This window comes from Streptomyces sp. MB09-01, from assembly GCF_033794505.1.
Taxonomy (GTDB): Bacteria; Actinomycetota; Actinomycetes; order Streptomycetales; family Streptomycetaceae; genus Streptomyces.
Map to the genome: position 1 here is coordinate 14,914 of NZ_JARAYQ010000074.1, position 18,712 is coordinate 33,625.

Sequence of the window (18,712 nt, forward strand, 5' to 3'; positions counted from 1 at the left end):
GGAACGCAAGACCGGACCAACGCAGTCGGTACGGGCCGCCGCATTGCGGTGCGCGGGGGGAAGCCGCCCATCAGCCGCGTCAACAGGCTTGGGGGCCAATTCACCGGGATCCGGAACACTGGTCCGCCGACTCGTCCCAACATGCTGCGACGCTCTTCGGCGTGTGGTCCTATGAGACGGGAGATCAGGGAGGGGCATGCCGGAAGACCAGTCGGGCCTGTATCAGGCAGGGGAAACGGTGCTGCTGGTCAAGGTGCCCGAAGCCGAGCCGCTCGTGGGCGGATGGCGCCAGCGGTTCGACTCCTCGGCCGGAGCCAGGCTTCCGGCGCACGTGACGGTTCTCTATCCATTTCTGGACCATGGCCGCATCGATGCCGACGTGCTCGGCGCGCTCGAATCACTCGTTGGTGCCCACTGCGCCTTCGACGTTCGGTTCGAGGGCTTCGGGCGGTTCCCCGACGTGCTCTTCCTGGTGCCGACACCGGAGGGTCCACTGCGGGCTCTTACTCAAGCCGTCTGCGAACGATGGCCGGAGGTCCCGCCCTATGGGGGCCGGTTCGCCGAGGTCGTCCCGCACCTGACGGTGGCCCATGGTCAGGAGCGGAGCGTGTTCGACGAGGCCGAGGCCGCCCTCACCGGCCGTTTGCCGGTCACCGCCCACGTTTCGGCGGTTCAGCTCTTGGTTTGCGACGGCGAGTCCTGGCATGAACAGGCGGCCTTTCCCCTGCGCGGCCGAGGTAAATCTAGTCGATGAGGTCGTCGCGGCTGGTGAGGTTGCCGTACCGGAGGTCGCAATCCGCCCCCTTGCCGAGGTCGATCAGTTCCCCCGTCAGCAGGCGAGGAAGGTCGGCCCTCTCACTACGCGCGCAGTCTTCAAGCACGTTGATATCCAAGAAATTTGACCATTTGATGGATGTCGGAATCTTTTGCCATCCAGGAGGCGTCCCCTTGCATGCCCGTATCGGCCCCGCTGCGAGCACAGCGGTTCTGTGCCACGCGTGGTTCTTCTTCGGCTTCCTCTATGAGGAGATCGTCGATGTCCCGAACATGATGATCGGTGCACATGCTGGGGAAGCCCAGTCTCTGTGGGACCCGTACCATTCGGTCACCAACCCGGTCTTCTACTACGCGATCGTGGCTGTCCCGGCCCTGGGCTCGCTGGCCTTTCTCTGGCTGAAGCGGGGCGGGCTGTCGCCTGCGAACCAGACCCGCCTGCGACTCGCCACTCGTGGCCATCTCGCCATGGCCGCGCTCACCCTCGTCGCCGTCACGCAGATCAACGGCACGCTGTATTTCGGGCCTCCGATCAACGACCCGGCGCGCGTCGACACACTTGCCTGGACCTGGTTCGGGGTCAACGCTCTGCGCATCGGGGCCACAGCCTTCGCCACGGTCAAACTCATCGAGTTCTACCTGGACATCCGCAGTACGACCGCACGTGATCCCGCATGACCTGCCTCTCGACCGCCCACCACCGCCGTATCACAGGCAGCCGCATCAACGGGATGCACCTGCCCGCAGGTCAGGTCCGACCCTTCGGGTCGGTTTGCCGTAGTTTGCGGTGCGTCGTCAGGTGTCGCGCCAAGTGCGTGTGGATCGCCGGTCAGGCGGCGGGTCATGAGGTTGATCATCGCGAGGTGGATCATGGCTTCGGAGCGGTGGGGCTTGGCTTCGTAGTCGCGGGCCAGGCGGCGGTGGTTCATGAGCCCACACTGGGCCTTCGCCGTCGGGGTCGCCCTGCTGCGGAGCACCCCGCGAGCCGCCCGGGCGGCCACCCCGTAGCCCTTCGGGTCAGCGGCGCCGGGCGTACGCGGCCACGTCCCGCGGGGTACCCACGGGCCGCCGCGGCGGGGTCAGCGCGACGGGCCGGCGGAAGCCGCCGGCGCGGGCGATCTCCTGGACCGTCCGGCGCAGTGCCTCCTGGAAGTCGCCCATCGTCCGGCGGGCCGCCGGGGTGTCGACGTAGAGCGAGTTCATGTGCAGCCCGTCCGTGTCCCGCTGGAACCACGAGCAGGCCCCGTTGGCGCGCGCCGACCACACGTGGGTGGCCGGCCGCCAGTCGTCGTGGCGCTCGGCGCCCGGGCACTTGCGCATGTCGATGTACGAGAAGAAGTTCACCGGGTACGGCCAGGAGCGGGCGGCGAACTCCTCGGGCGCCAGCAGCTCCCACGCCCGTACGAAGGGCACGTCGACATGGCCGATCATCTCGGTGAAGCCCGCCCGCACGGAGGCCATGACCTGGGCGAAGTCCCGGCCGGGTGAGGCGTCGAACTCGATGGGCATGGTGTTGACGAACCAGCCCACCGAGTTCGTCCAGGTTCCCCGGCCGCGTTCGCTGACCGGCATGAGGCCCCGGTAGACGCCTGGCCCGCCCGCCTCGCGCAGGCACACGGCGACGGAGGCGAGCACCCCCATGAAGGGCTTGCCGCCGGCCGTCAGGCAGGTCTTCTCGAACACCTCGGTCTCGGCGGCGTCCAGCAGCAGCGAAGCCTCGTTGACGATCGGGTACATCCGGTCCGGCTCGACGCCCAGGTCGAGCGGGAAGCGGGGGAAGAACTCGCCGGCCCGGCCGATGAAGGCCTTCCAGTAGCCGAGGCGTTCGTCGCGGGCGTCGATGGACAGGTAGCGGCGGCGCTGCTGGTCGGCGAAGTCGAGATAGCTCGGGGCGGGCGGCAGTGCGATCTCGTCCCCGCGGCACAGGGCCTCGTAGGCGGTCAGCACCTCGCTGACGACGATGGGCATCGACATGCCGTCGCAGACGATGTGGTCGAAGGCGAGGTAGACCGTGGCGGAGTCCTCGCGGAGCACCGCGCCCATGATGAACAGCGGCCAGGAGAGGGTGTCGATGCTCCGCTTGAACCGATCGACGAGGAATCCGTTCAGCAGCCCGGCGGACTCGAAGGTGCCCACGTGCCGGGGTTCGAGGGAGAGACCGGCGGGGTCGAAGGGCTCGCAGGCCAGCTCCCCGGCCAGCCGGCGGAAGGCGCACCGCAGGACCTCGTGCCGTCGCACGAAGGACAGCAGGGACTGCGCCAGGGCCTCCTCGTCCAGCGGGCCGGTCACTTCGAAGGTGACCGCGACCCAGGACGCGACGGGGTCGTCGGCCGCCCGGCTCTCCTCGGCGACGGTGAAGTGCTTGTCCTGGTTGAAGGACGCCCTCCGGCTCGCCGGATCGTCCGTGGCACCGGCCTCCGCCGCCGAGGACCGGAGCCGCCACTCGACCACCCGGCCGGGTGCCACGTGGTGCATCTCCAGAGGAAACTGCCGCATACCGTCATCCCTTCGTCCCCCGGATCAACCCCAAGGCCCTAACGACCCCCGGCCCGGGGAAGTGACGAAGCACTTGAACCGGGCCGGGGGGCGGGGCGGGGCGTCGGGGCCGAGAGGCGCGGGATCAGAAGGAGTTGAGGTCCACGGCGTCAGCCATCGCCTTGTATCCGGCGTCGTTCATGTGGAGGCGGTCGGCGGGGAAGGCGTACTCGTCCTTGATCTTGATCTCCTTGGGGTGCTCCGGGTCGGCGGGCGCCGCCAGCACCCGGTCGAAGTCCACCACCCCGTCGTACGCGCCACTGGTGCGGATCCATGCGTTGACGGCCGTACGAACGTCCTCGCCGCGCTCGGTCCAGTAGGCCGAGCCGTGGAAGGGCGGGATGGTCGCGCCGATGACCTCGACCCCGCGGGTGTGGGCCTCACCGATGAGCTGCCGGTATCCGGCGATGATCTCCTCGGCGGTGACCACGGCGGCCAGCGGGAGGGCGAGGACGATCTTCTTGGCAGTCATACTCCTCTGACCCGGACGGGGGCGGGGATGTGACGGCCCCGCCGGAAGTTTCCCGCGCACGCCCCTCGACCGTCCGTACGCCCGCGCACCGACCGCTCCCGGGGCCGCCCCGCCGCCTACTCCGTGTGCAGGGCCGCAGCGATGGTCGTCCGGGCCGCCGACCGGGCGGGAACCACCGCGCCGAGAACGGCGATCGCGACCCCGGCCAGCAGCAGGCCGGCCAACTGCGGCGCGTCCCAGACGTTCTTCATCGACTCCGGGAAGGCGACGATCCCGACGTTGTCCACCACCAACCGGTGCGCGAGCGCCCCGAGGGGGATGCCGAGCAGTCCGCCGACCGCGCCCACGCCCGCCACCGAGGTGACGGTCATCACCACGACCTGCCAGGGGGTCATCCCGATCGACTTGAGCATGCCGAGGTCCCTGCGGCGCTCGCGGGTGCTCAGGAGGACGGTGTTGAAGACGCCGAGCGACGCGACGACGCTCAGCAGGACGGTGAACACCGACGAGAAGGTGACGACGGTGGTCGTGGCCGTGTTCCCCGCATCCGACACCGAGGCGCGCAGCCCCGGGTCGACGGCCCCGGCCGCCTCGGCGTAGGCCCGGGCATCGGCTCCGGGAGACAGCCGCACCTCGTACTCCACCGCGCGGGCGTCCGGCGCCAGCGGCAGGAGGGTCTCCCAGGAGGCCTCCAGGGCCCGCGCGTTGCCCTCGATGAGCTCGCCCACGACGGTCGCGGTGGTCTGCCTGCCGTTCAGCGCGAGGGTGACCCGGTCACCGAGCCGCAGCCCGCGCTGGGCCAGGAAGGCCGGGCCGGCCGCGACCTCGCCGGCCGCCCGGGGCATCCGGCCCTGGGCGATCTGACTGGCGTACGAGGCGCCGTCCCCGCGGTAGAAGTCGCCGAAGGCGGGCCGGCTCTGCCCGACGAGGGTCACCTGGGCCAGTGCGCGGGCCCGCACCCCCGTCGCACCGGGTAGGGACCGCAGCCGCTCCTCGATCCGGGCGTCGTCGAGCAGGGGAGGGGTCCGGCCGTTGATCGGCCCCCCGGCCTCCACCCTGACCAGAGCGCCGGCGCCCCCGCGCCCGGCCTCGCTGTACGCCAGCATCGTGCTGGTCAGTCCGGTCGCCAGGGTCACGGTGGTGACCCCGAGGACGATGGCCGCCAGGGTCAGCAGTGTGCGGCCGGGCCGGGCGAACGGCTGGCCCAGGCCCATGCTGACCGCGCGCGGCAGCCGGCTGCCGCCGAGCACGCGCTGGACACGCAGCCCGCGGCCCGTCAGGGGGGCGCTGCCCGCGCTGATGGCCCGGGCCGCCGGCAGCCGGTGCGCCCGCAGCGCGGGGACCAGCGCGGTGAGCAGGACGAGGGCGGGCATCCCCAGCAGACAGACGACCGACACCCACGAGGAGACGCCGTCGACGGCGGCCCGGCCGGTCTCGATGCCGGAGAACGCGACCCCCAGGACGGGCTCGGCCAGCACGTTGCCGAGCAGGGTCCCGACGGCGGAGCCGACGACGGCCGGTACGGCCATCATCGTCAGGTACACGGCGACCACCTGGTTCGGGGTGAAGCCCAGGGCCTTGAGCACGCCGATGTGCCGGTACCCGGAGACGACCGCCCCGCTGACGACGTTCCCGACGATCAGGGCGGAGACCAGCAGGCCGAGGACACCGAACAGCGTCATGAAGGGGAGATAGGCGTCGGCCAGCGACGAGAAGGCCTTCCTCAGGTCGAGGTGCGTGTGCGCGCTGGTCAGCGATCCCTCGGGCAATCCGGAGGTGGCCCGGGCCAGTGCGGAGCCCAGCTGCGCGTCCGTCGAGGAACCGGTGAAGCGGTAGAGCATCTGAGCGGTGGCCGGACGCAGCGCGGTCATCTGCTCGGGCGAGACCCAGGCGTCCGCGGACTTGCTCATGCCCGCCGCGAATCCGACGACCGTCAGCGGCGCGGAACCGGGAACCTCCAGCGTGGTTCCCAGCAGCTGCGGGCCGGGGGAGCCGTCGGAGGTCCAGCCCACGACGATCTCACCGGGTGAGGTCGCCCAGCGGCCCTCCAGGACCTCGACACGGTCCACCGGGCCCCCCGGGTCCGCCCGGCCCACCACCGTCAGCGAGCCGCCCGGCATCCAGAGCCAGCCCTCGGGCACGTCCACGACGCTCTGCCCGAACGGCCCCGCGGCGGCCGTCACACCAGGCCGCCGGGCGGTCTGCGCCAGCTGCTCCGGCGTGACCTTCGCCGTGTCGAAGGCCGCCACGGTGTGCGGGCCGCGCTGGGCGGCGTACGCCTTGTCGAAGGGGCCGGTGGCGACGTCGAGCAGCCCCAGCGCGAGCAGGACGGTCGTGGTCGAGCAGAGCACGACCAGTCCGATGACGAAGGTCTGGAGCCTGCGGCGCTTCACGGCCGCGCGCGAGGCCCGCCACACGGCGCTCACGCGGTCGCCTCCAGCGCGCTCTCCCGGGCGACCCGGCCGTCGGCCACCTCGACCAGGCGGCTGGCGCAGCGCGTGGCCAGCTGCGGGTCGTGCGTGACGATCAGCAGCGTCTGGCCGATCTGGTTGAGGTCGATGAGCAGGTCCATCACCTGCTCGCCAGAGCGGCTGTCGAGGGCGCCGGTCGGCTCGTCCGCCAGCAACAGCGCCGGACGGTTCATCAGAGCCCTTGCCACGGCGACCCGTTGGCGTTCCCCGCCACTGAGCGTCGCCGGGTAGTTGTTCCGGCGGTCGGCCACGCCGAGCTCGTCGAGCAGCTCCAGGGCACGCCGGCGCGCATGCCGTGCGGAGGTGCCCGTCAGCTGGGCGGCCAGCGCCACGTTGTCCAGGACCGGAAGGTCGTCGATCAGGTTGAAGAACTGGAAGATCATGCCGATGTGCCGGCGCCGGAACAGCGCCAGCCCGGTCTCGTTGAGCGTCCCCAGGTCCTGCCCCTGCACCTCGACGGTGCCCGCCGTCGGCCGGTCCAGCCCGGCCACCATGTTGAGCAGCGTGGACTTTCCGCAGCCGGAGGGGCCCATCACGGCCACCGCGTCCCCCCGCCGGATCTCCAGGGACAGGCCGTCCAGGGCCTTGGCGTCGCCGTACTCCTTGTGCACACCCTGCAGTCGTACGACGACCTGCCGCGCACTGTCGTGATCAGTTGTCATGGCCCGAACCTAAAGTGGAGTCCGCGGACGGTGCGTCAGCCCCCGGATGTAACCGTCGGGGCAGGTCATCCCGGGGATGTACGGGGCGGGTCCGGCAGAATGACATCGAGGCTTACACGGGTGGGGAGTTGAGGGTGGGGCTGATGATCGCGGTGGGGGCGGCCTGTCTGGCGACGGCCGCGGCCGGCGGGCTGGGCGTGGCCCTGCTGCGCCTGCGGCGCGGCCACCGGGCGGCGATCGAGTCGCGCGGGTGGCTGCTCGAGCGGGAGCGGGAGAACGCGGCCCGCACCGCCGTCGACGCCGAAAGGACCAGGATCGCGGCGGAGCTCCACGACATCGTCAGCCACAACGTGAGCCTGATGGTGGTCCAGGCGGGAGCCGCCCGTGAGGTGCTGGGCACGATGCCGGAAGAGGCCGCGTCGGCCATGGGCGCCGTGGAGCAGGCGGGGCGGAACACGATGACCGAACTGCGGCACCTGCTGGGTCTGCTCGCACCCGCCCAGGACGGCGCTGACGAGCCGTACGAAGCGCAGGGGGCCGCGGACGCCGCCCGGCTGTCGCCGCAGCCGAGCCTCGCCGGGATCGGCTCGCTGATCGACCGGTTCGCCTTCGCCGGCCTGCCGGTGGAGGTACGGATCTCCGGCGACCCGCGCCCGCTCCCGGCGGGGATCGACGTCACGGCGTACCGGATCATCCAGGAGGCGCTGACCAACGCCCTCAAACACGGACACGGAGGCAAGACGGAGGTGACGGTGCGATACGCGGAACACGCGCTGCGCGTGGAGGTGCTCAACGGCGGACCGAGCGTGCTGACGGGAAGTACGCCCGGCCCCCGGCCGACCGGTGGCGGCACTGCTCCGAAGGCCGAGGGCGCCGGCCGCGGACTGCTCGGTCTGCGCGAGCGCGTCGCCGTCTACGGGGGCGACTTCGACGCCCGCCGCCGCCTCGGCGGCGGATACCGGGTGCGTGCCCGCCTCCCCCTGGACCGGCCGTGAGCACGCCCGCCGGGGCCGCCCCGGCCGCGCCGTCGCCGCGGGTGGTGATCGCCGACGACCAGGACCTCGTCCGCACCGGCTTCCGGCTCATCCTGACGGCCCGGGGGATCGACGTGGTCGGCGTGGCCGCCGACGGGGTGGAAGCGGTCGCGGCGGTGCGCCGGCTGCGCCCGGACGTCGTCCTGCTCGACATCCGGATGCCGAACATGGACGGCCTGGAGGCCGCCCGGCGCATCCTCGCCGAAGCCCCGCACTGTCGTGTGATCATGCTCACCACCTTCGACCTCGACCAGTACGTGTACGCCGCCCTGGCCGCCGGAGCCAGCGGCTTCCTGCTCAAGGACGTCACCCCCGAGCACCTCGCCGCCGCCGTCCGCCTCGTCGGCACCGGCGACGCGCTGCTCTCCCCGTCGATCACCCGGCGGCTGGTGGAACGCTGCGCCCCGGGTGCGGCCGCCGCGGACCGCCTCACGACCGGCGGTGCCCACGGGGAACTGGCCGCGCTGACGCCGCGCGAACGCGAGGTGCTGACCCTGATGGGCCACGGCCGTTCCAACGCCGAGCTGGCGCGGCAACTGACGCTCAGCGAGGCCACGGTGAAGACTCATGTGGCCCGCATCTTTGCGAAGCTGTCCCTGCGCGACCGGGCCCAGGCCGTGGTCCTGGCCTACGAGACCGGCCTGGTCACCCCGGGCTCGGTCGTCCCTTTCGGTTCGGCGCGCGGTCCGGAGCCTGCCGGGTGACCCCGGCCAGGCGGCCCGGCGGGCCGGCAGGCCGGCAGGGAACCAGGCCCGCCATCACCGTGCGCGGTAGCGCGGGGTTGGCGGCGGCCTCCTCCGCCACCCGGGGGTCCTCGTCGGTGAGCAGCGCGGTGACGGTCGCCGCCGGCAGGGCCGGATGGGCGGCGGCCAGCGGACGGGCCGTCCTGTCCGCCAGGCAGGCCAGCAGGGCCGGGCCCGTCGCATTCGGGTGCCGGGCGACCTCCTTGAAGACCTTCCGCACGGGCGGTCGATGCCGGGTCAGGTGCTCCAGCAGGGTCCCGGACGCGTCCGGATTGGCGGCCACCGCGGCGAGAACCTGCACCCCGTGGAGCGAGACCATCGAGCGCAGCCGGTCCTCGGACAGGCCCGGGTGCGGCGCGACGGCCCTGACCACCGCCGCATCGCGGTCCTCGGCCAGCGCGTCGCGCAAGTGCGCCGGCAGATCGCGCCGCTGCGCCACGAGCATCCGTACGGCCGCATGCGGGGACGCGGCCAGTTCCTCGAGCTCGGAGGGCGGGGCGGCGGCGATCCGCGGCAGCAGCGCAGGCCAGGTCCGGAGCGTGGCGGCCAGCCCCACCAACACGGCGAGCGGCACCCGCGGATGCTGCGCCAGGCTCCGCCGCACGTCCTCCTCCGGGTCGGCGGCCAGGACCCGGATCAGCTCCGGCCCGATCCCCGGGTTCCGCGCGAGCGTGGCCCGGACCCCGGGCCGGGGGTCGGCGGCCACCCGCGCGTGAACGGCCTGCGGCAGATCGGTGCGCTCGGCGAACACCCAGGTCAGCGACAGCTCAGGGTCCTCGGCGAGGGCGGACACGGCAGGAGCCGGAGCAGCCGGGTTGGCCGCCGCCGCCCGGCGGACCTCGGGATGCGGGTGCCGCGCGAGGCGCGCGGCTTCGGGGGGTTCGGTGGTCCATAGGGCCAGTTCGGAGACGACCTCCACGTCCGGGTCGGCGGCGAGGGCCGTGACGACGTCCGGAGGAAGCCCGGGGCAGGAGGCCAGTTTCCAGCGGATGTCCGGGGACGGGTCAGCGGCGAGGAGGCGGGCCCAGGCGGGGAGGCCGCGACCCTCGTCGAGGAGGGCGAGGGCTGCGTACGGCCGCGCCGCCGGGTCCACGTCGGCGGCGGTGAGGTGCCCGTCCCGGGCGAGCAGCACGGCGGTGTCCTCGTCGCGCGCGGCCAGGGCCTCCACGTGGGCGCGGCCGAGATCGGCGCGCCCGGCCAGCGCCCGGACCAGATCGTCGAGCAGCTCCTCGGCGCAATCCTCGACGAGGGCCTCGGACGGCCCGGGCTCCGCCACGGCCCGGGCGACCAGCCGGTCGACCAGCTCGGGCGGCAGCGCGGGGTTGGCGGCGAGGCCGCACAGGACGTCGTTCACCGGCCGTCTCCGGTCCGTGGTGCGGCTGCGGCGGCGGCCGTCAGGGCCTCGGATGCCGTCCACAGGATCCGCGGCTGCCGTACTTCGATCATCGGTTTTCCCTGACACCCGTTCAGCGGCCGGTCGGTTCCGGTGGGGACGATACAGCGGCAGGGCCGGGGCCACGAAGGGGATTTCGACCACCGCGGCAGCCGGGTCGCCGACTGCCTGCCGGGTGCGACCGCCGGATCGGCCGGGCCCGGTCAGCCGTCGCCGGCGCGCCGTTCCAGGGGCGTTGCTACTGCCGCTCACACTGAACGTCACGCTGCCGGCCCGGTAGCGGTCGTCGGACCACTCGATCGGGCGGCCGGTCGCCGTCGCGGAGACGTGCCGCTGGCGCAGCAGCGGACTGCCCCGCCGGATCGCCAGCAGCCGGGCGTCCTCGCTGCCGGCCGGGAGGGCGTCGATGAGGTGCTCGCCCGTGGGGGGCGACGATCCCGGAGGCGTCCGCCAGCCGGTCCATGATGGAGCGGCAGTCCTCCGGCATCGCCTCCACCGCTGCCGCGACCCAGTCGGGGTAGGCCGTCCGCTCGACCACGGTGGGTTCCCCGTCGAGCAGGCGCAGCCGCAGCACTGCGAGGATCTCCGCGCCCGGCGCCACACTCACGCTGCCCTTCGCCCTGGTCAGCGCATCCCCGCGGCTGGTCGTGGACTCGGTGGTCGGGGGCTCGCTCGCCCATGTCCCCTTCGCCTTCACCCCGTCCGCCGACGACACGGCCCGGTCCAAGCCGCACCCGGACCCGTACCGGGCCGCCGCCGGACGGCTGGGCCTCGTACCGCAGGCGTGCGTGGCGGTGGAGGACTCCCCGGACGGCGCCGCCTCCGCGGAGGCGGCCGGCTGCGGGCTCCTGGTCGTGCCTTCGCTGCTGGCCGTCCCCGCCTCGCCGAAGCGGGTCTTCGCCCGCTCCCTGGAGGAGGCCACCCCCGAACTCCTGCGGAGCTGCCTGCCGGCCACCCACTAGGGCCCGTCCTGCCGGTCAGGCCGGCGGTACCGGTCCCCGCGACGGAAAAGTCCGGCGGGTGGGCGGCGGTCCTGCCTAGGGTGGGCGGATGAACGGGATACGGATCGTGGCCGACCAGGGTGAATGGCGGGGCGGCTTCGAGGAGCGGGTGCTGGCCGGGTACCGGGCTGCGGGGTGCTCGGAGCCGCTGGCCCGGGCCCTGCTGGCACGGGCGGTGGAGGGTATCGACGGCTGGACGGTCGCCACGGACGGTACCGGGTGGATCGCGGTCGGGGTGACGGAGGACAACGGCGCGACCGTGGGCCGGATCCATGACCTGACGGTGCCGCGGGGGCGTGCGTGGGCCGAGCGGTGGTGCGCCGAGCACGGGGCGCAGCGGGTGGAGGTCCGGCTCAGCGGCGGAGCGGGGGAGTTCGCCGACTACCCCGTACGGGGACAGATCCGGATGCGCGCCGCGGCCGAACGGCCCGAGCTGCCGCCGGGCCTGGCGGTCCGCCGGCTCACCGAGGAGGAGTACCCGGCCTGGTACGCCGCCGAGGAGGCCGGCTACATCACGGACATCGTCCGGTCGGGAACCCTGACCCCGGAGGAGGCCAAGGCGAAGTCCGACCAGGACTTCGCCCGTTACCTCCCGCAGGGGTACCAGACCCCGGGTCACGCCTTCTACGTGCTGGAGGCCGGCGGCCAGGCGGTCGGCACCGGCTGGCTGAACCACGGCTTCCTTCCCGGCGTGACCTTCGGCTTCTCGCTGGAGGTGTACGAGGAGCACCGCGGCAAGGGCTACGGCCGGGCCGCGATGGCCGTCGGCGAGTGGGCCACCCGGCAGGGCGGCGACGAGGCGATGATGCTCAACGTCTTCGGCGGCAACGACGTCGCGATGAGCCTGTACGACGGCACCGGATTCGCCGTGCTGGACGAGTACCGCTCGATCGGCATCTAGAACTGTCTCTGTCGTCCCTTTCGGATCCGGCCCGGCCCGCGCCGCCCGGAGATCCGGGCCGGCGAATCCCTCAGGAACCGGCGGGGCGGAAGGCCGTGGCGCGGACGGTGGTGCCGCAGAGCGCGAACTCCCCGCCGTCGTCGGGCGAAACCTGGAGCCCGCCGCCTCCCACGCCCAGCACGATCGACGGCGCGACGGTCGGCTCGGCACCGGAGGCGCAGTACCCGTCGGCCTCACCGAGCACCGGGGTGAAGGTGAGCCGGGTCCAGGCCCGGCCGCCGACCTGCAGCTCCACGGGGCGCGCCTGGCCCTGAGGGACCACGTTCAGGGGCTTGTTGCGGTCCGGCGAGCCCTGACCTGCGAGTGCGACGGCGGGGAAGCCCTTCAGGGAGCACGCCTCCGGACCCTCGTTGACCAAGGTGATCCGCACCTGGCTGCCGCGGATCCGCTGCGCGCTGTCCGCGAGGAGCTGGGTGTTCGTGCAGGGCGGGGCGGGTGCCCGCCGCCCGTCCGGCTGCTGGGCCCCGGCGCCCTGACCCGCGGCCAGCAACAGGCCGCAGGTCACGGCGCCCGTCGCGAGCCAGAGGGCCGTGGTCCTGGCCGCCCCTGCATGCGTCGTGCCCTTCATGCGCTCTCCTCATGGTCCGCAGGACGCCCGCTCTCGCCGGGCCACATCTCCTCCCAGCCTCGCACCGCCCCTGCCCGACGGCACCCGTAACGCTCTGACCTGGAGGCGAGGCACCCCTAGGAGGTCGGCAGGCCGAGGATCTCGAGGATGGCCTCCGCGTAGGCGGCGGGTCCCGAGCCCGGTGCCGCGGTGAGTTCGCGGCGGAAGCCGGCGGTGCCCGTGCGGATGAAGGCGACGCACTGCCCGTGCAGCCCGGCCTCGTGGGTGCCGCCGTCGTCCACCGTGCACAGCAGGGCCAGCAACGTCCACAGCAGCGCCTCGCGGGTCGCCTGCCGGGGCGGCTGCGCGGCCCACACGGCCATCAGCACGGCGCACACCGCCGGCGCGGGCGGTTTCAGGTGCTCCGCGAAGAAGACGTGGCCCTCCAGCGCGTGGAAGGCGGCCGGATGACCCTCGGCGGCATCCCGTACGGCGGCCACCAGATGGCCCGCCGAACGGCCGCAGCCGCAATCCGTCGACTCCCAGTCGTGCCGGGCGATCTCCGCCTCCACCGCATCCGGAACCAGCGGACTGCGCGGTACCGCACCCTGGCGCAGCAGAGCATGCTGCCGCTTCTCGCTCCCCCTCATGGGGCACAGTATGAGCCCACGGCCGACCGCTCTGCGAGGGGGGTCGGAACCGGATCACCAGGGCAGTCGTCTGAGAGCCCGTGTGGATGAAACGAAGAATTCCGGCCCTGCTCCTCGCCCTGCTCGTGACGCAGCTCGGCGCCCTGATCAACCCCGCGTACGCGTGCGGATGCGGGGCCATGGTTCCCGACGGCCGGTCCCGGATCGGCGTCGACCGGGAGACGTCCGTCGTGCGCTGGGACGGCCGTACCGAGCAGATCGTCATGCGTTTCACCGTCGGCGGGGACGCCCACCGGGCCGCCTGGATCATGCCGGTGCCCGGGCGGGCCACCGTGGAGCTGGGCGACGGGGACATGTTCGGCGAACTGCGGGACCTGACCCGCCCCGAGCGCAAGGCCCGGCACTACTTCTGGCCGCGCCACCGGGACTGGCCCTTCTCCTCCAGCCGGGACGGCCTCGCCGGCGCCACACCCCCGGGCGCCGGGGACACGGCCGTCGGCGTCGTCGGCCGCGAACAGCTCGGCGACTTCGACGTGGCCCGGCTCACCGCCACCGACCCGGACGCCCTGAAGACCTGGCTGGAGACCAATGGCTTCAAGCTTCCCGACCGGCTCGCCGCCGAGGTCCAGCCGTACGTCGACCAGCGCTGGGAGTACGTGGCCGTACGGCTCGCCCCCCGCCAGCAGGGCAAGGTGCTGCGCGGCGACCTCGACCCGCTGAGGATCCGCTTCGAGAGCGACCGGCTGGTCTACCCGATGCGGCTCTCCCGCATGGCGAAGACGCCCCAGTCGCTCGGCCTGTACGTGCTCGCCGACCACCGCATGGAACCCGCCTCCCCGATCGGCGGCTCCGCGCCGAAGGTGACCTTCGCGGGGGCCGTGCACCCGAAGGACGGACCGATCGCCGAACTGGCGGGCGGAAAGCCGGTGTTCCTGACCGCGATCGACCAGGAGTTCCCGGAGCCGGCCCGCATCGACGCCGACCACGAACTGCGCGCCACCGCCAAGGACACCCCGTACCGCAGGGCCGTCTACCACGACGAGCTGCTCACCGTCGGGGGCGGGATCCCCGTGTGGCTCCTGACGGTGTCGGCCGTCCTCGTGGCGCTCGCAGGCTCCTTCTTCGCGGTGATCCGACGCCGCCGCCGGCTCCGCGTGGACCGGGCCGCCTGACGTCCCGAAGAAGCGGACCTCGGCCCCGCTTCGCGGACGGGCCCGCCCGGGCGTGCACGGTGCCCGGAGTGGATCAGAGGGGCCGGGGAGGCTGGGTCCGCCAGAAGGAGCACTGGTGTTCCTCGCCGAAGGACGAGGTCGTCCGGGTTACGGACGGATTGAGGGTGAGGACCGTACCGGCAGCGCCGGCCGGCGGCCACGCCGTCTGACCCGCCGCGGCGGGAGCGCCGAAGCGCGCGAACGCGGCCCAGTAGCGCTTCATCCGGGTGCCGAGCGCGGTCTGGACCGGCGTCAGTGGGCGCTCGCCCATGGTGAAGTCGTGCAGATAGGCCAGCTCCGCGCTGTGCGCGTTCGACTCGTCCAGGCCCGGTACCTGCGCCCCCGCGAGGGTGGGCGATTCCGGGTCGTCGAACTCGTAGACGTACGTAGGCACTTGGGAAGCGAAGAGCTGAGCCGTCCACGCCGTGTGGCACGCGAAGGTCGAGTCCGTCATGACGGCCGAGAGGGCCAGGTATGGCGAGCCGTGCGCCGCGACCGGATAGCGGGCCAGCACCTCGGGACCCGCGGCCCCGTAGTCCGCCAGGACCTGCGCCGTGTACTGCTCCGCCGTCAGCCGCGGCTGCGTCAGCGCGACGAAGAAGCGGGCCTCGGCGCGGGTGCTCCCGATCAGCACCGGCACCTTGTTCCACGTGCCGTTTCCGATGGCCTGCGTGGGCGGGAGCGGCAGCAGGCCGTCACCGGACGCCGGACCCGGGGTGGGCAGCGTACGGGCCGCCTCGACCAGCGCCGCCCCGGAGACGGCGCGCAGGCAGGCGGCCGCCTCCGCCACGGTGCATCCCGCGCGGGCGGCGAAGGACCGCGCCTGCCCCTCGGCGGCCGCGATGTCCGGCGTACGCAGCAGGGTGCAGGGACCGCTCTGCAGCACGGCCCGGTGGAAGAGGCCCGCGGCCGAGGGGGCGGCCAGCAGCGCGCAGACGGAACCGCTGCCCGCGGACTGCCCGGAAATCGTCACGTTGCCCGGATTCCCGCCGAAGGCGCCGATGTTCTGCTGTGTCCACTGCAGCGCCGCGAGCTGGTCCATCAGGCCGAAGGACCCGGAACGCCGGGCGTTCTCCCGGCCCAGCTCGGGAAGGTCCAGGTAACCGAGCTGTCCCAGGCGGTAGTTGATGCTGACGACCACGCTCTGGGTGAGATCGGCCATGGTGCGCCCGCCGAACTGCGTGCCCGTTCCCTGGCTGTACGCGCCCCCGTGCATCCAGAGGATCACCGGGAGCCGGGCCCCGGGGCGGGCGGTCCGGGGGCGGTAGACGTCCAGGTACAGGCAGTCCTCGCTGACGGCCTGCGGATCGGCCAGGCCGAACGGCGAGAACTGCAGGCACGCGGGCGCCTGTTGAGCGGCCTCGCGCACCCCGTTCCACCGGGGCGGTGGCTGAGGTGCCCGCAGCCGCGCGTCTCCGACCGGCGGAGCGGCGTAGGGGACACCGAGGAACTCCTGGGCACCGTCGCGTGACTGTCCGCGCAGGGCGCCCTGAGTCACGGTGACGACAGGGCGGGGCGAACCGCCGGCCGATGTCGGCGGCGAGGGCGAAGAGGCCGCCGCCGGAAGGGCCGAGGCGAGCAGGGTCACCAGTGCGAGGGCCGTGCCGAGCAGGGATCTTGCCGAAGACAGCCGGTAGCCGGGCCTCTTCATCCGTCCTCCTGGAGTCGTGCGGAGTCGTGCGGAGCGCGTGCGCGGGTGCGTGCGGGTGCGTGCCGGGATCTGACAGGTTGCTGCAGGGGTCTTCGGAGCTCGGACCTGGGACCTCGGGCCTCGGGCGTTCGCCGTCGGCTCGGGGGCCTCGGGTGCGGCCGGGGGCGGAGCCTCGTGCACGCTCCGCCCCCGGCCGGTCCGGTGTCCTACGGACGGAGCCCGGCGATCAGGGCCGAGGTCACCGCGTGGTCCGCCGGTCCCGTGTTCCAGTCGGAGTTCATCGGGCTGACGGCGATCCTGCCGGCGGCCACCGCCTCGATGTCGCCGCCCCTGGCGGCGGGCTTCAGGGCCACCTTCACGGTCACCTTCCAGGTGCCGTCACCCGCGTCGGCGAAGTCCGGCTCGAGGAAGTTCTGCGGGTCCTGGAAAGTGGCGGCCACACCGGCGGCCGTGCCCTTGCCGTCCGCACCGACGACCGGGTGGTTGACGTTCAGGCCGACGCCCTTGGGCAGCAGGGGACCGGACCGTGCCCGGACCTGCAGCCGGTCGATCAGCTTGACCGCGAAGTCGAGCGTGGGCCCCATGGCGTTGACCGTGGTGACCGGGTCGGGCGCGCTCAGGCCGCCCGTGCTCAGCGCGATGGCCGGCACGCCGGACTCCAGAGCGGCGACGGCGCCGCCGACCGTACCGGAGTGGGTGGCGAGCCCGGCGACGTTCGGGCCGAAGTTGGTGCCGGAGACGACCAGGTCGGGGGCCTTGCCGGCGAAGACCTCGGCCAGCCCGAAGGCGACGGAGTCGCCCGGGGTGCCGTCGACGGCCCAGACCTTCGGCTCGGGGTGCTTCACCGCGATCGCGAGGGCGCTCATCATCTTGGTGCCGGTACCGCTCTGGTTGGTGAGCGGGGCGACGATCGTGACGTCGTGCCCGGCGGCGGTCAGCTGCTCGAAGGCCTTGCGGATGCCCGGCGCGTTGTAGCCGTCGTCGTTGGTGAGCAGGATCCGCAACGGGCCGGCCGGCGCGGCCGCCGGCGCCGTGGGCGCGGTCTGCGGCGCGGCGACCGCGGGTGCCGTGCCGGCCAGGGCCGGCGTGCACAGCATCAGGGCGGCCAGCGGCAGAACTCGCTTGCGTCTCACAGAGTGCTCCTTCAGAGCGGAGGGAGGTGAGGGTGAGCGGTGGTGCGTGGTGCAGCCCGGCGGGCGCGCGACCCTCGGCGCGCGCCCGCCGGAGTTCCGGCCGGGCCCGGTCCCGCGGGACCGGGCCCGGAGCGGGCCCGGGAGAGCGGGGGACCGGGCCCGGATGAGGGTGGTCAGCGCACGCTGCGGATCGGGAGGATGGCGAGCGCGCCGATCAGGGAGAGGGCTCCGCCGACGAGGAAGAGCGGGGTGTAGCCGCCCAGTGCGGTGACGACCGCCGAGGCGACGAAGGGGGCGATGATCTGCGGTCCCGCGTTCGCGATGTTGAGCACGCCCATGTCGCGGGCTGCGTCCTCGGCCCTCGGGAGCACCAGGGTGACGAGGGCGGTGTCCACCGCCATGAAGCAGCCGAACGCAAGGCCGTTGAGCGCGCTGAAGACGAGCATGCCGGTCCACGTCGGGCTGACCACGGGGACCACCATGACCAGCCCGGCGAGGGCGGCCGATACGCCGACGAACACCTTGCGGCGGTCCAGGCGGTCGGACAGCAGCCCGCCCAGCACGGTGGAGAGGGCCATCGCGACCATCGAGACCGGGGTGAGGACGGCCATCGCGGCCGGCGGGGTGAGTCCGGCGGGCAGCGTGATGTGGTCGTCGAGGATGTACAGCTGGTAGCCGACGACGGCGAAGTAGCCGAGGACCATCAGGGCGCGGCCGATGAAGGCCCAGCGGAAGTCGTGATTGCCCAAGGCCGAGAGGAAGGCGGCCAGTTGGGCGCGCTTGGGGGCGGCCGGCGGCTTGGCGGCGGACTCGGTGCGCGGGACGTCCCGGCAGAATCCGGTGAGCAGCAGCGCGGAGACGGCGACGATCGCGCCGAGGATCAGATAGCCGGTGAGCAGGTGTTCAGCGGTGTTCGAGGCGACGAGCACGCCGACCGTGCCGCCGATGGGCAGACCGAGCCCCACCAGCGCGGACGCGGTGCCGCGACGGGCGACGGGGATCCGGTCCGGGACGATCGCGGTGACGGCGGCCTGGTAGATGTTCATGGTCGCCTGGATCAGGCACCAGCCGATGCCGACGAGCAGCGCGGTGTTCACGCTGCCGAGCAGGCCCAGAAAGGCGAGCGAGGCCAGGCCGCCGCCCAGGATCCACGGGTTGCGGCGGCCGCTGCGGTCGGAGAGGGCTCCGGCGATCGGGTTGAAGGCGGTGGCGAAGATCGCGCTGATGCCGCCGATCAGCCCCAGGACGGCGACCTTGTCATCGGGGGCGATCGCGGCGATCTGGGTGGGCAGCAGGACGGAGCCGACACCCATGTAGACGGCCATCAAGGCGGAGTTGGCGACCAGCAGCAGGGGCATCAGCCCTCGTTGGCGGACGGGTTCCGGCATCGGGGGTACGGGCGTATCGACGGCTTCGGGCGTGGCCATGACGACTCCTCGGGGGACGGAGCGGGGAGGTGGCGGTGCGTGGGGGG

General features: G+C 73.0%; 18 protein-coding genes and 2 pseudogenes. 7 read left to right on the forward strand and 13 right to left on the reverse strand.

Translation table 11 applies throughout. The features are described from left to right. The first annotated feature begins 196 nt into the window (after positions 1-196). Positions 197-754 (forward strand): 2'-5' RNA ligase family protein, encoded by a 558-nt coding sequence (locus PV721_RS17610; RefSeq protein ID WP_319725214.1) that lies wholly within the window; start codon positions 197-199, stop codon positions 752-754. Here the strand turns inward: PV721_RS17610 and PV721_RS17615 are convergent. Beyond that, complete coding sequence (locus PV721_RS17615) at positions 744-893, reverse strand: hypothetical protein (RefSeq protein WP_319725217.1); 150 nt, start codon at positions 891-893, stop codon at positions 744-746. The two genes, PV721_RS17610 and PV721_RS17615, sit on opposite strands and share 11 nt — an antisense overlap. 55 nt (positions 894-948) lie before the next feature. Between PV721_RS17615 and PV721_RS17620 the strand changes: the two genes are divergently transcribed. After that, complete coding sequence (locus tag PV721_RS17620) at positions 949-1,452, forward strand: hypothetical protein (protein WP_319725221.1); 504 nt, start codon at positions 949-951, stop codon at positions 1,450-1,452. Between the two features lie 117 nt (positions 1,453-1,569). On the opposite strand, the pseudogene PV721_RS17625 reads toward PV721_RS17620, so the two are convergent. The 5 genes and pseudogenes from PV721_RS17625 to PV721_RS17645 all read right to left on the reverse strand — a co-directional run. Then, a pseudogene (locus PV721_RS17625) lies at positions 1,570-1,706 on the reverse strand (IS5/IS1182 family transposase); the annotation flags it as partial. Between the two features lie 85 nt (positions 1,707-1,791). Beyond that, positions 1,792-3,270, reverse strand: coding sequence for a condensation domain-containing protein (locus tag PV721_RS17630; protein WP_319725224.1), 1,479 nt, complete (start codon positions 3,268-3,270; stop codon positions 1,792-1,794). A gap of 124 nt (positions 3,271-3,394) precedes the next feature. Next, entirely contained in the window at positions 3,395-3,781 is a 387-nt protein-coding gene (locus tag PV721_RS17635; protein ID WP_319725226.1) for a GDSL-type esterase/lipase family protein, read from the reverse strand. Positions 3,782-3,897: 116 nt separating this feature from the next. Further along, the gene (locus PV721_RS17640; RefSeq protein WP_319725229.1) at positions 3,898-6,207 is read right to left on the reverse strand and encodes an ABC transporter permease; all 2,310 of its coding nucleotides are present in this window, start codon (positions 6,205-6,207) and stop codon (positions 3,898-3,900) included. Continuing rightward, positions 6,204-6,914 (reverse strand): ABC transporter ATP-binding protein, encoded by a 711-nt coding sequence (locus PV721_RS17645; protein WP_319725231.1) that lies wholly within the window; start codon positions 6,912-6,914, stop codon positions 6,204-6,206. Before PV721_RS17645 ends, PV721_RS17640 begins: the two co-directional genes overlap by 4 nt. Before the next feature lie 143 nt (positions 6,915-7,057). On the opposite strand from PV721_RS17645, the gene PV721_RS17650 reads away from it, so the two are divergent. Then, positions 7,058-7,909, forward strand: a complete 852-nt coding sequence (locus PV721_RS17650) for a sensor histidine kinase (RefSeq protein WP_319725252.1) — start codon at positions 7,058-7,060, stop codon at positions 7,907-7,909. Continuing rightward, positions 7,906-8,652 (forward strand): response regulator transcription factor, encoded by a 747-nt coding sequence (locus PV721_RS17655; protein ID WP_319725234.1) that lies wholly within the window; start codon positions 7,906-7,908, stop codon positions 8,650-8,652. Before PV721_RS17650 ends, PV721_RS17655 begins: the two co-directional genes overlap by 4 nt. Here the strand turns inward: PV721_RS17655 and PV721_RS17660 are convergent. Both PV721_RS17660 and PV721_RS17665 read right to left on the reverse strand, forming a co-directional pair. Then, positions 8,594-10,045, reverse strand: coding sequence for a hypothetical protein (locus PV721_RS17660; protein ID WP_319725254.1), 1,452 nt, complete (start codon positions 10,043-10,045; stop codon positions 8,594-8,596). The genes PV721_RS17655 and PV721_RS17660 overlap by 59 nt on opposite strands. A 369-nt stretch (positions 10,046-10,414) precedes the next feature. Further along, positions 10,415-10,687, reverse strand: a pseudogene (locus PV721_RS17665) (hypothetical protein); the annotation flags it as partial. Between PV721_RS17665 and PV721_RS17670 the strand changes: the two are divergent. After that, positions 10,624-11,046 carry an HAD family hydrolase gene (locus PV721_RS17670; RefSeq protein ID WP_319725236.1) on the forward strand — a complete coding sequence of 141 codons (423 nt, stop codon included), beginning with the start codon at positions 10,624-10,626 and terminating at the stop codon, positions 11,044-11,046. The pseudogene PV721_RS17665 and the gene PV721_RS17670 sit on opposite strands and share 64 nt — an antisense overlap. A gap of 88 nt (positions 11,047-11,134) precedes the next feature. Next, entirely contained in the window at positions 11,135-11,986 is an 852-nt protein-coding gene (locus tag PV721_RS17675; protein ID WP_319725238.1) for a GNAT family N-acetyltransferase, read from the forward strand. Between the two features lie 70 nt (positions 11,987-12,056). Here PV721_RS17675 and PV721_RS17680 read toward each other — a convergent pair whose 3' ends face one another. Together PV721_RS17680 and PV721_RS17685 are read right to left on the reverse strand one after the other, a co-directional pair. Then, entirely contained in the window at positions 12,057-12,614 is a 558-nt protein-coding gene (locus PV721_RS17680) for a DUF4232 domain-containing protein (protein WP_319725241.1), read from the reverse strand. A 116-nt stretch (positions 12,615-12,730) separates the two neighbouring features. After that, positions 12,731-13,243 (reverse strand): hypothetical protein, encoded by a 513-nt coding sequence (locus PV721_RS17685; RefSeq protein WP_319725243.1) that lies wholly within the window; start codon positions 13,241-13,243, stop codon positions 12,731-12,733. 86 nt (positions 13,244-13,329) lie between these two features. Between PV721_RS17685 and PV721_RS17690 the strand changes: the two genes are divergently transcribed. Beyond that, the gene (locus tag PV721_RS17690) at positions 13,330-14,415 is read left to right on the forward strand and encodes a DUF2330 domain-containing protein (RefSeq protein WP_319725245.1); all 1,086 of its coding nucleotides are present in this window, start codon (positions 13,330-13,332) and stop codon (positions 14,413-14,415) included. A 73-nt stretch (positions 14,416-14,488) separates the two neighbouring features. Here the strand turns inward: PV721_RS17690 and PV721_RS17695 are convergent, their stop codons facing one another. From PV721_RS17695 to PV721_RS17705, 3 genes are all read right to left on the reverse strand, one after another. Next, positions 14,489-16,105 (reverse strand): carboxylesterase/lipase family protein, encoded by a 1,617-nt coding sequence (locus PV721_RS17695; RefSeq protein ID WP_319725248.1) that lies wholly within the window; start codon positions 16,103-16,105, stop codon positions 14,489-14,491. 206 nt (positions 16,106-16,311) lie between these two features. Next, positions 16,312-17,238, reverse strand: a complete 927-nt coding sequence (surE, locus tag PV721_RS17700) for a 5'/3'-nucleotidase SurE (RefSeq protein WP_319725249.1) — start codon at positions 17,236-17,238, stop codon at positions 16,312-16,314. A 173-nt stretch (positions 17,239-17,411) separates the two neighbouring features. After that, positions 17,412-18,665 (reverse strand): MFS transporter, encoded by a 1,254-nt coding sequence (locus tag PV721_RS17705; RefSeq protein ID WP_319725251.1) that lies wholly within the window; start codon positions 18,663-18,665, stop codon positions 17,412-17,414. Positions 18,666-18,712: the final 47 nt, after the last annotated feature.

Coding starts and splice junctions, on each gene's coding strand:
- PV721_RS17695 (WP_319725248.1), bottom strand. CDS start 16,105: ATGAAGAGGCCCGGCTACCGGCTGTCTTCGGCAAGATCCCTGCTCGGC.
- PV721_RS17690 (WP_319725245.1), top strand. CDS start 13,330: ATGAAACGAAGAATTCCGGCCCTGCTCCTCGCCCTGCTCGTGACGCAG.
- PV721_RS17705 (WP_319725251.1), bottom strand. CDS start 18,665: ATGGCCACGCCCGAAGCCGTCGATACGCCCGTACCCCCGATGCCGGAA.
- PV721_RS17610 (WP_319725214.1), top strand. CDS start 197: ATGCCGGAAGACCAGTCGGGCCTGTATCAGGCAGGGGAAACGGTGCTG.
- PV721_RS17685 (WP_319725243.1), bottom strand. CDS start 13,243: ATGAGGGGGAGCGAGAAGCGGCAGCATGCTCTGCTGCGCCAGGGTGCG.
- PV721_RS17645 (WP_319725231.1), bottom strand. CDS start 6,914: ATGACAACTGATCACGACAGTGCGCGGCAGGTCGTCGTACGACTGCAG.
- PV721_RS17630 (WP_319725224.1), bottom strand. CDS start 3,270: ATGCGGCAGTTTCCTCTGGAGATGCACCACGTGGCACCCGGCCGGGTG.
- PV721_RS17675 (WP_319725238.1), top strand. CDS start 11,135: ATGAACGGGATACGGATCGTGGCCGACCAGGGTGAATGGCGGGGCGGC.
- PV721_RS17680 (WP_319725241.1), bottom strand. CDS start 12,614: ATGAAGGGCACGACGCATGCAGGGGCGGCCAGGACCACGGCCCTCTGG.
- PV721_RS17635 (WP_319725226.1), bottom strand. CDS start 3,781: ATGACTGCCAAGAAGATCGTCCTCGCCCTCCCGCTGGCCGCCGTGGTC.
- PV721_RS17650 (WP_319725252.1), top strand. CDS start 7,058: ATGATCGCGGTGGGGGCGGCCTGTCTGGCGACGGCCGCGGCCGGCGGG.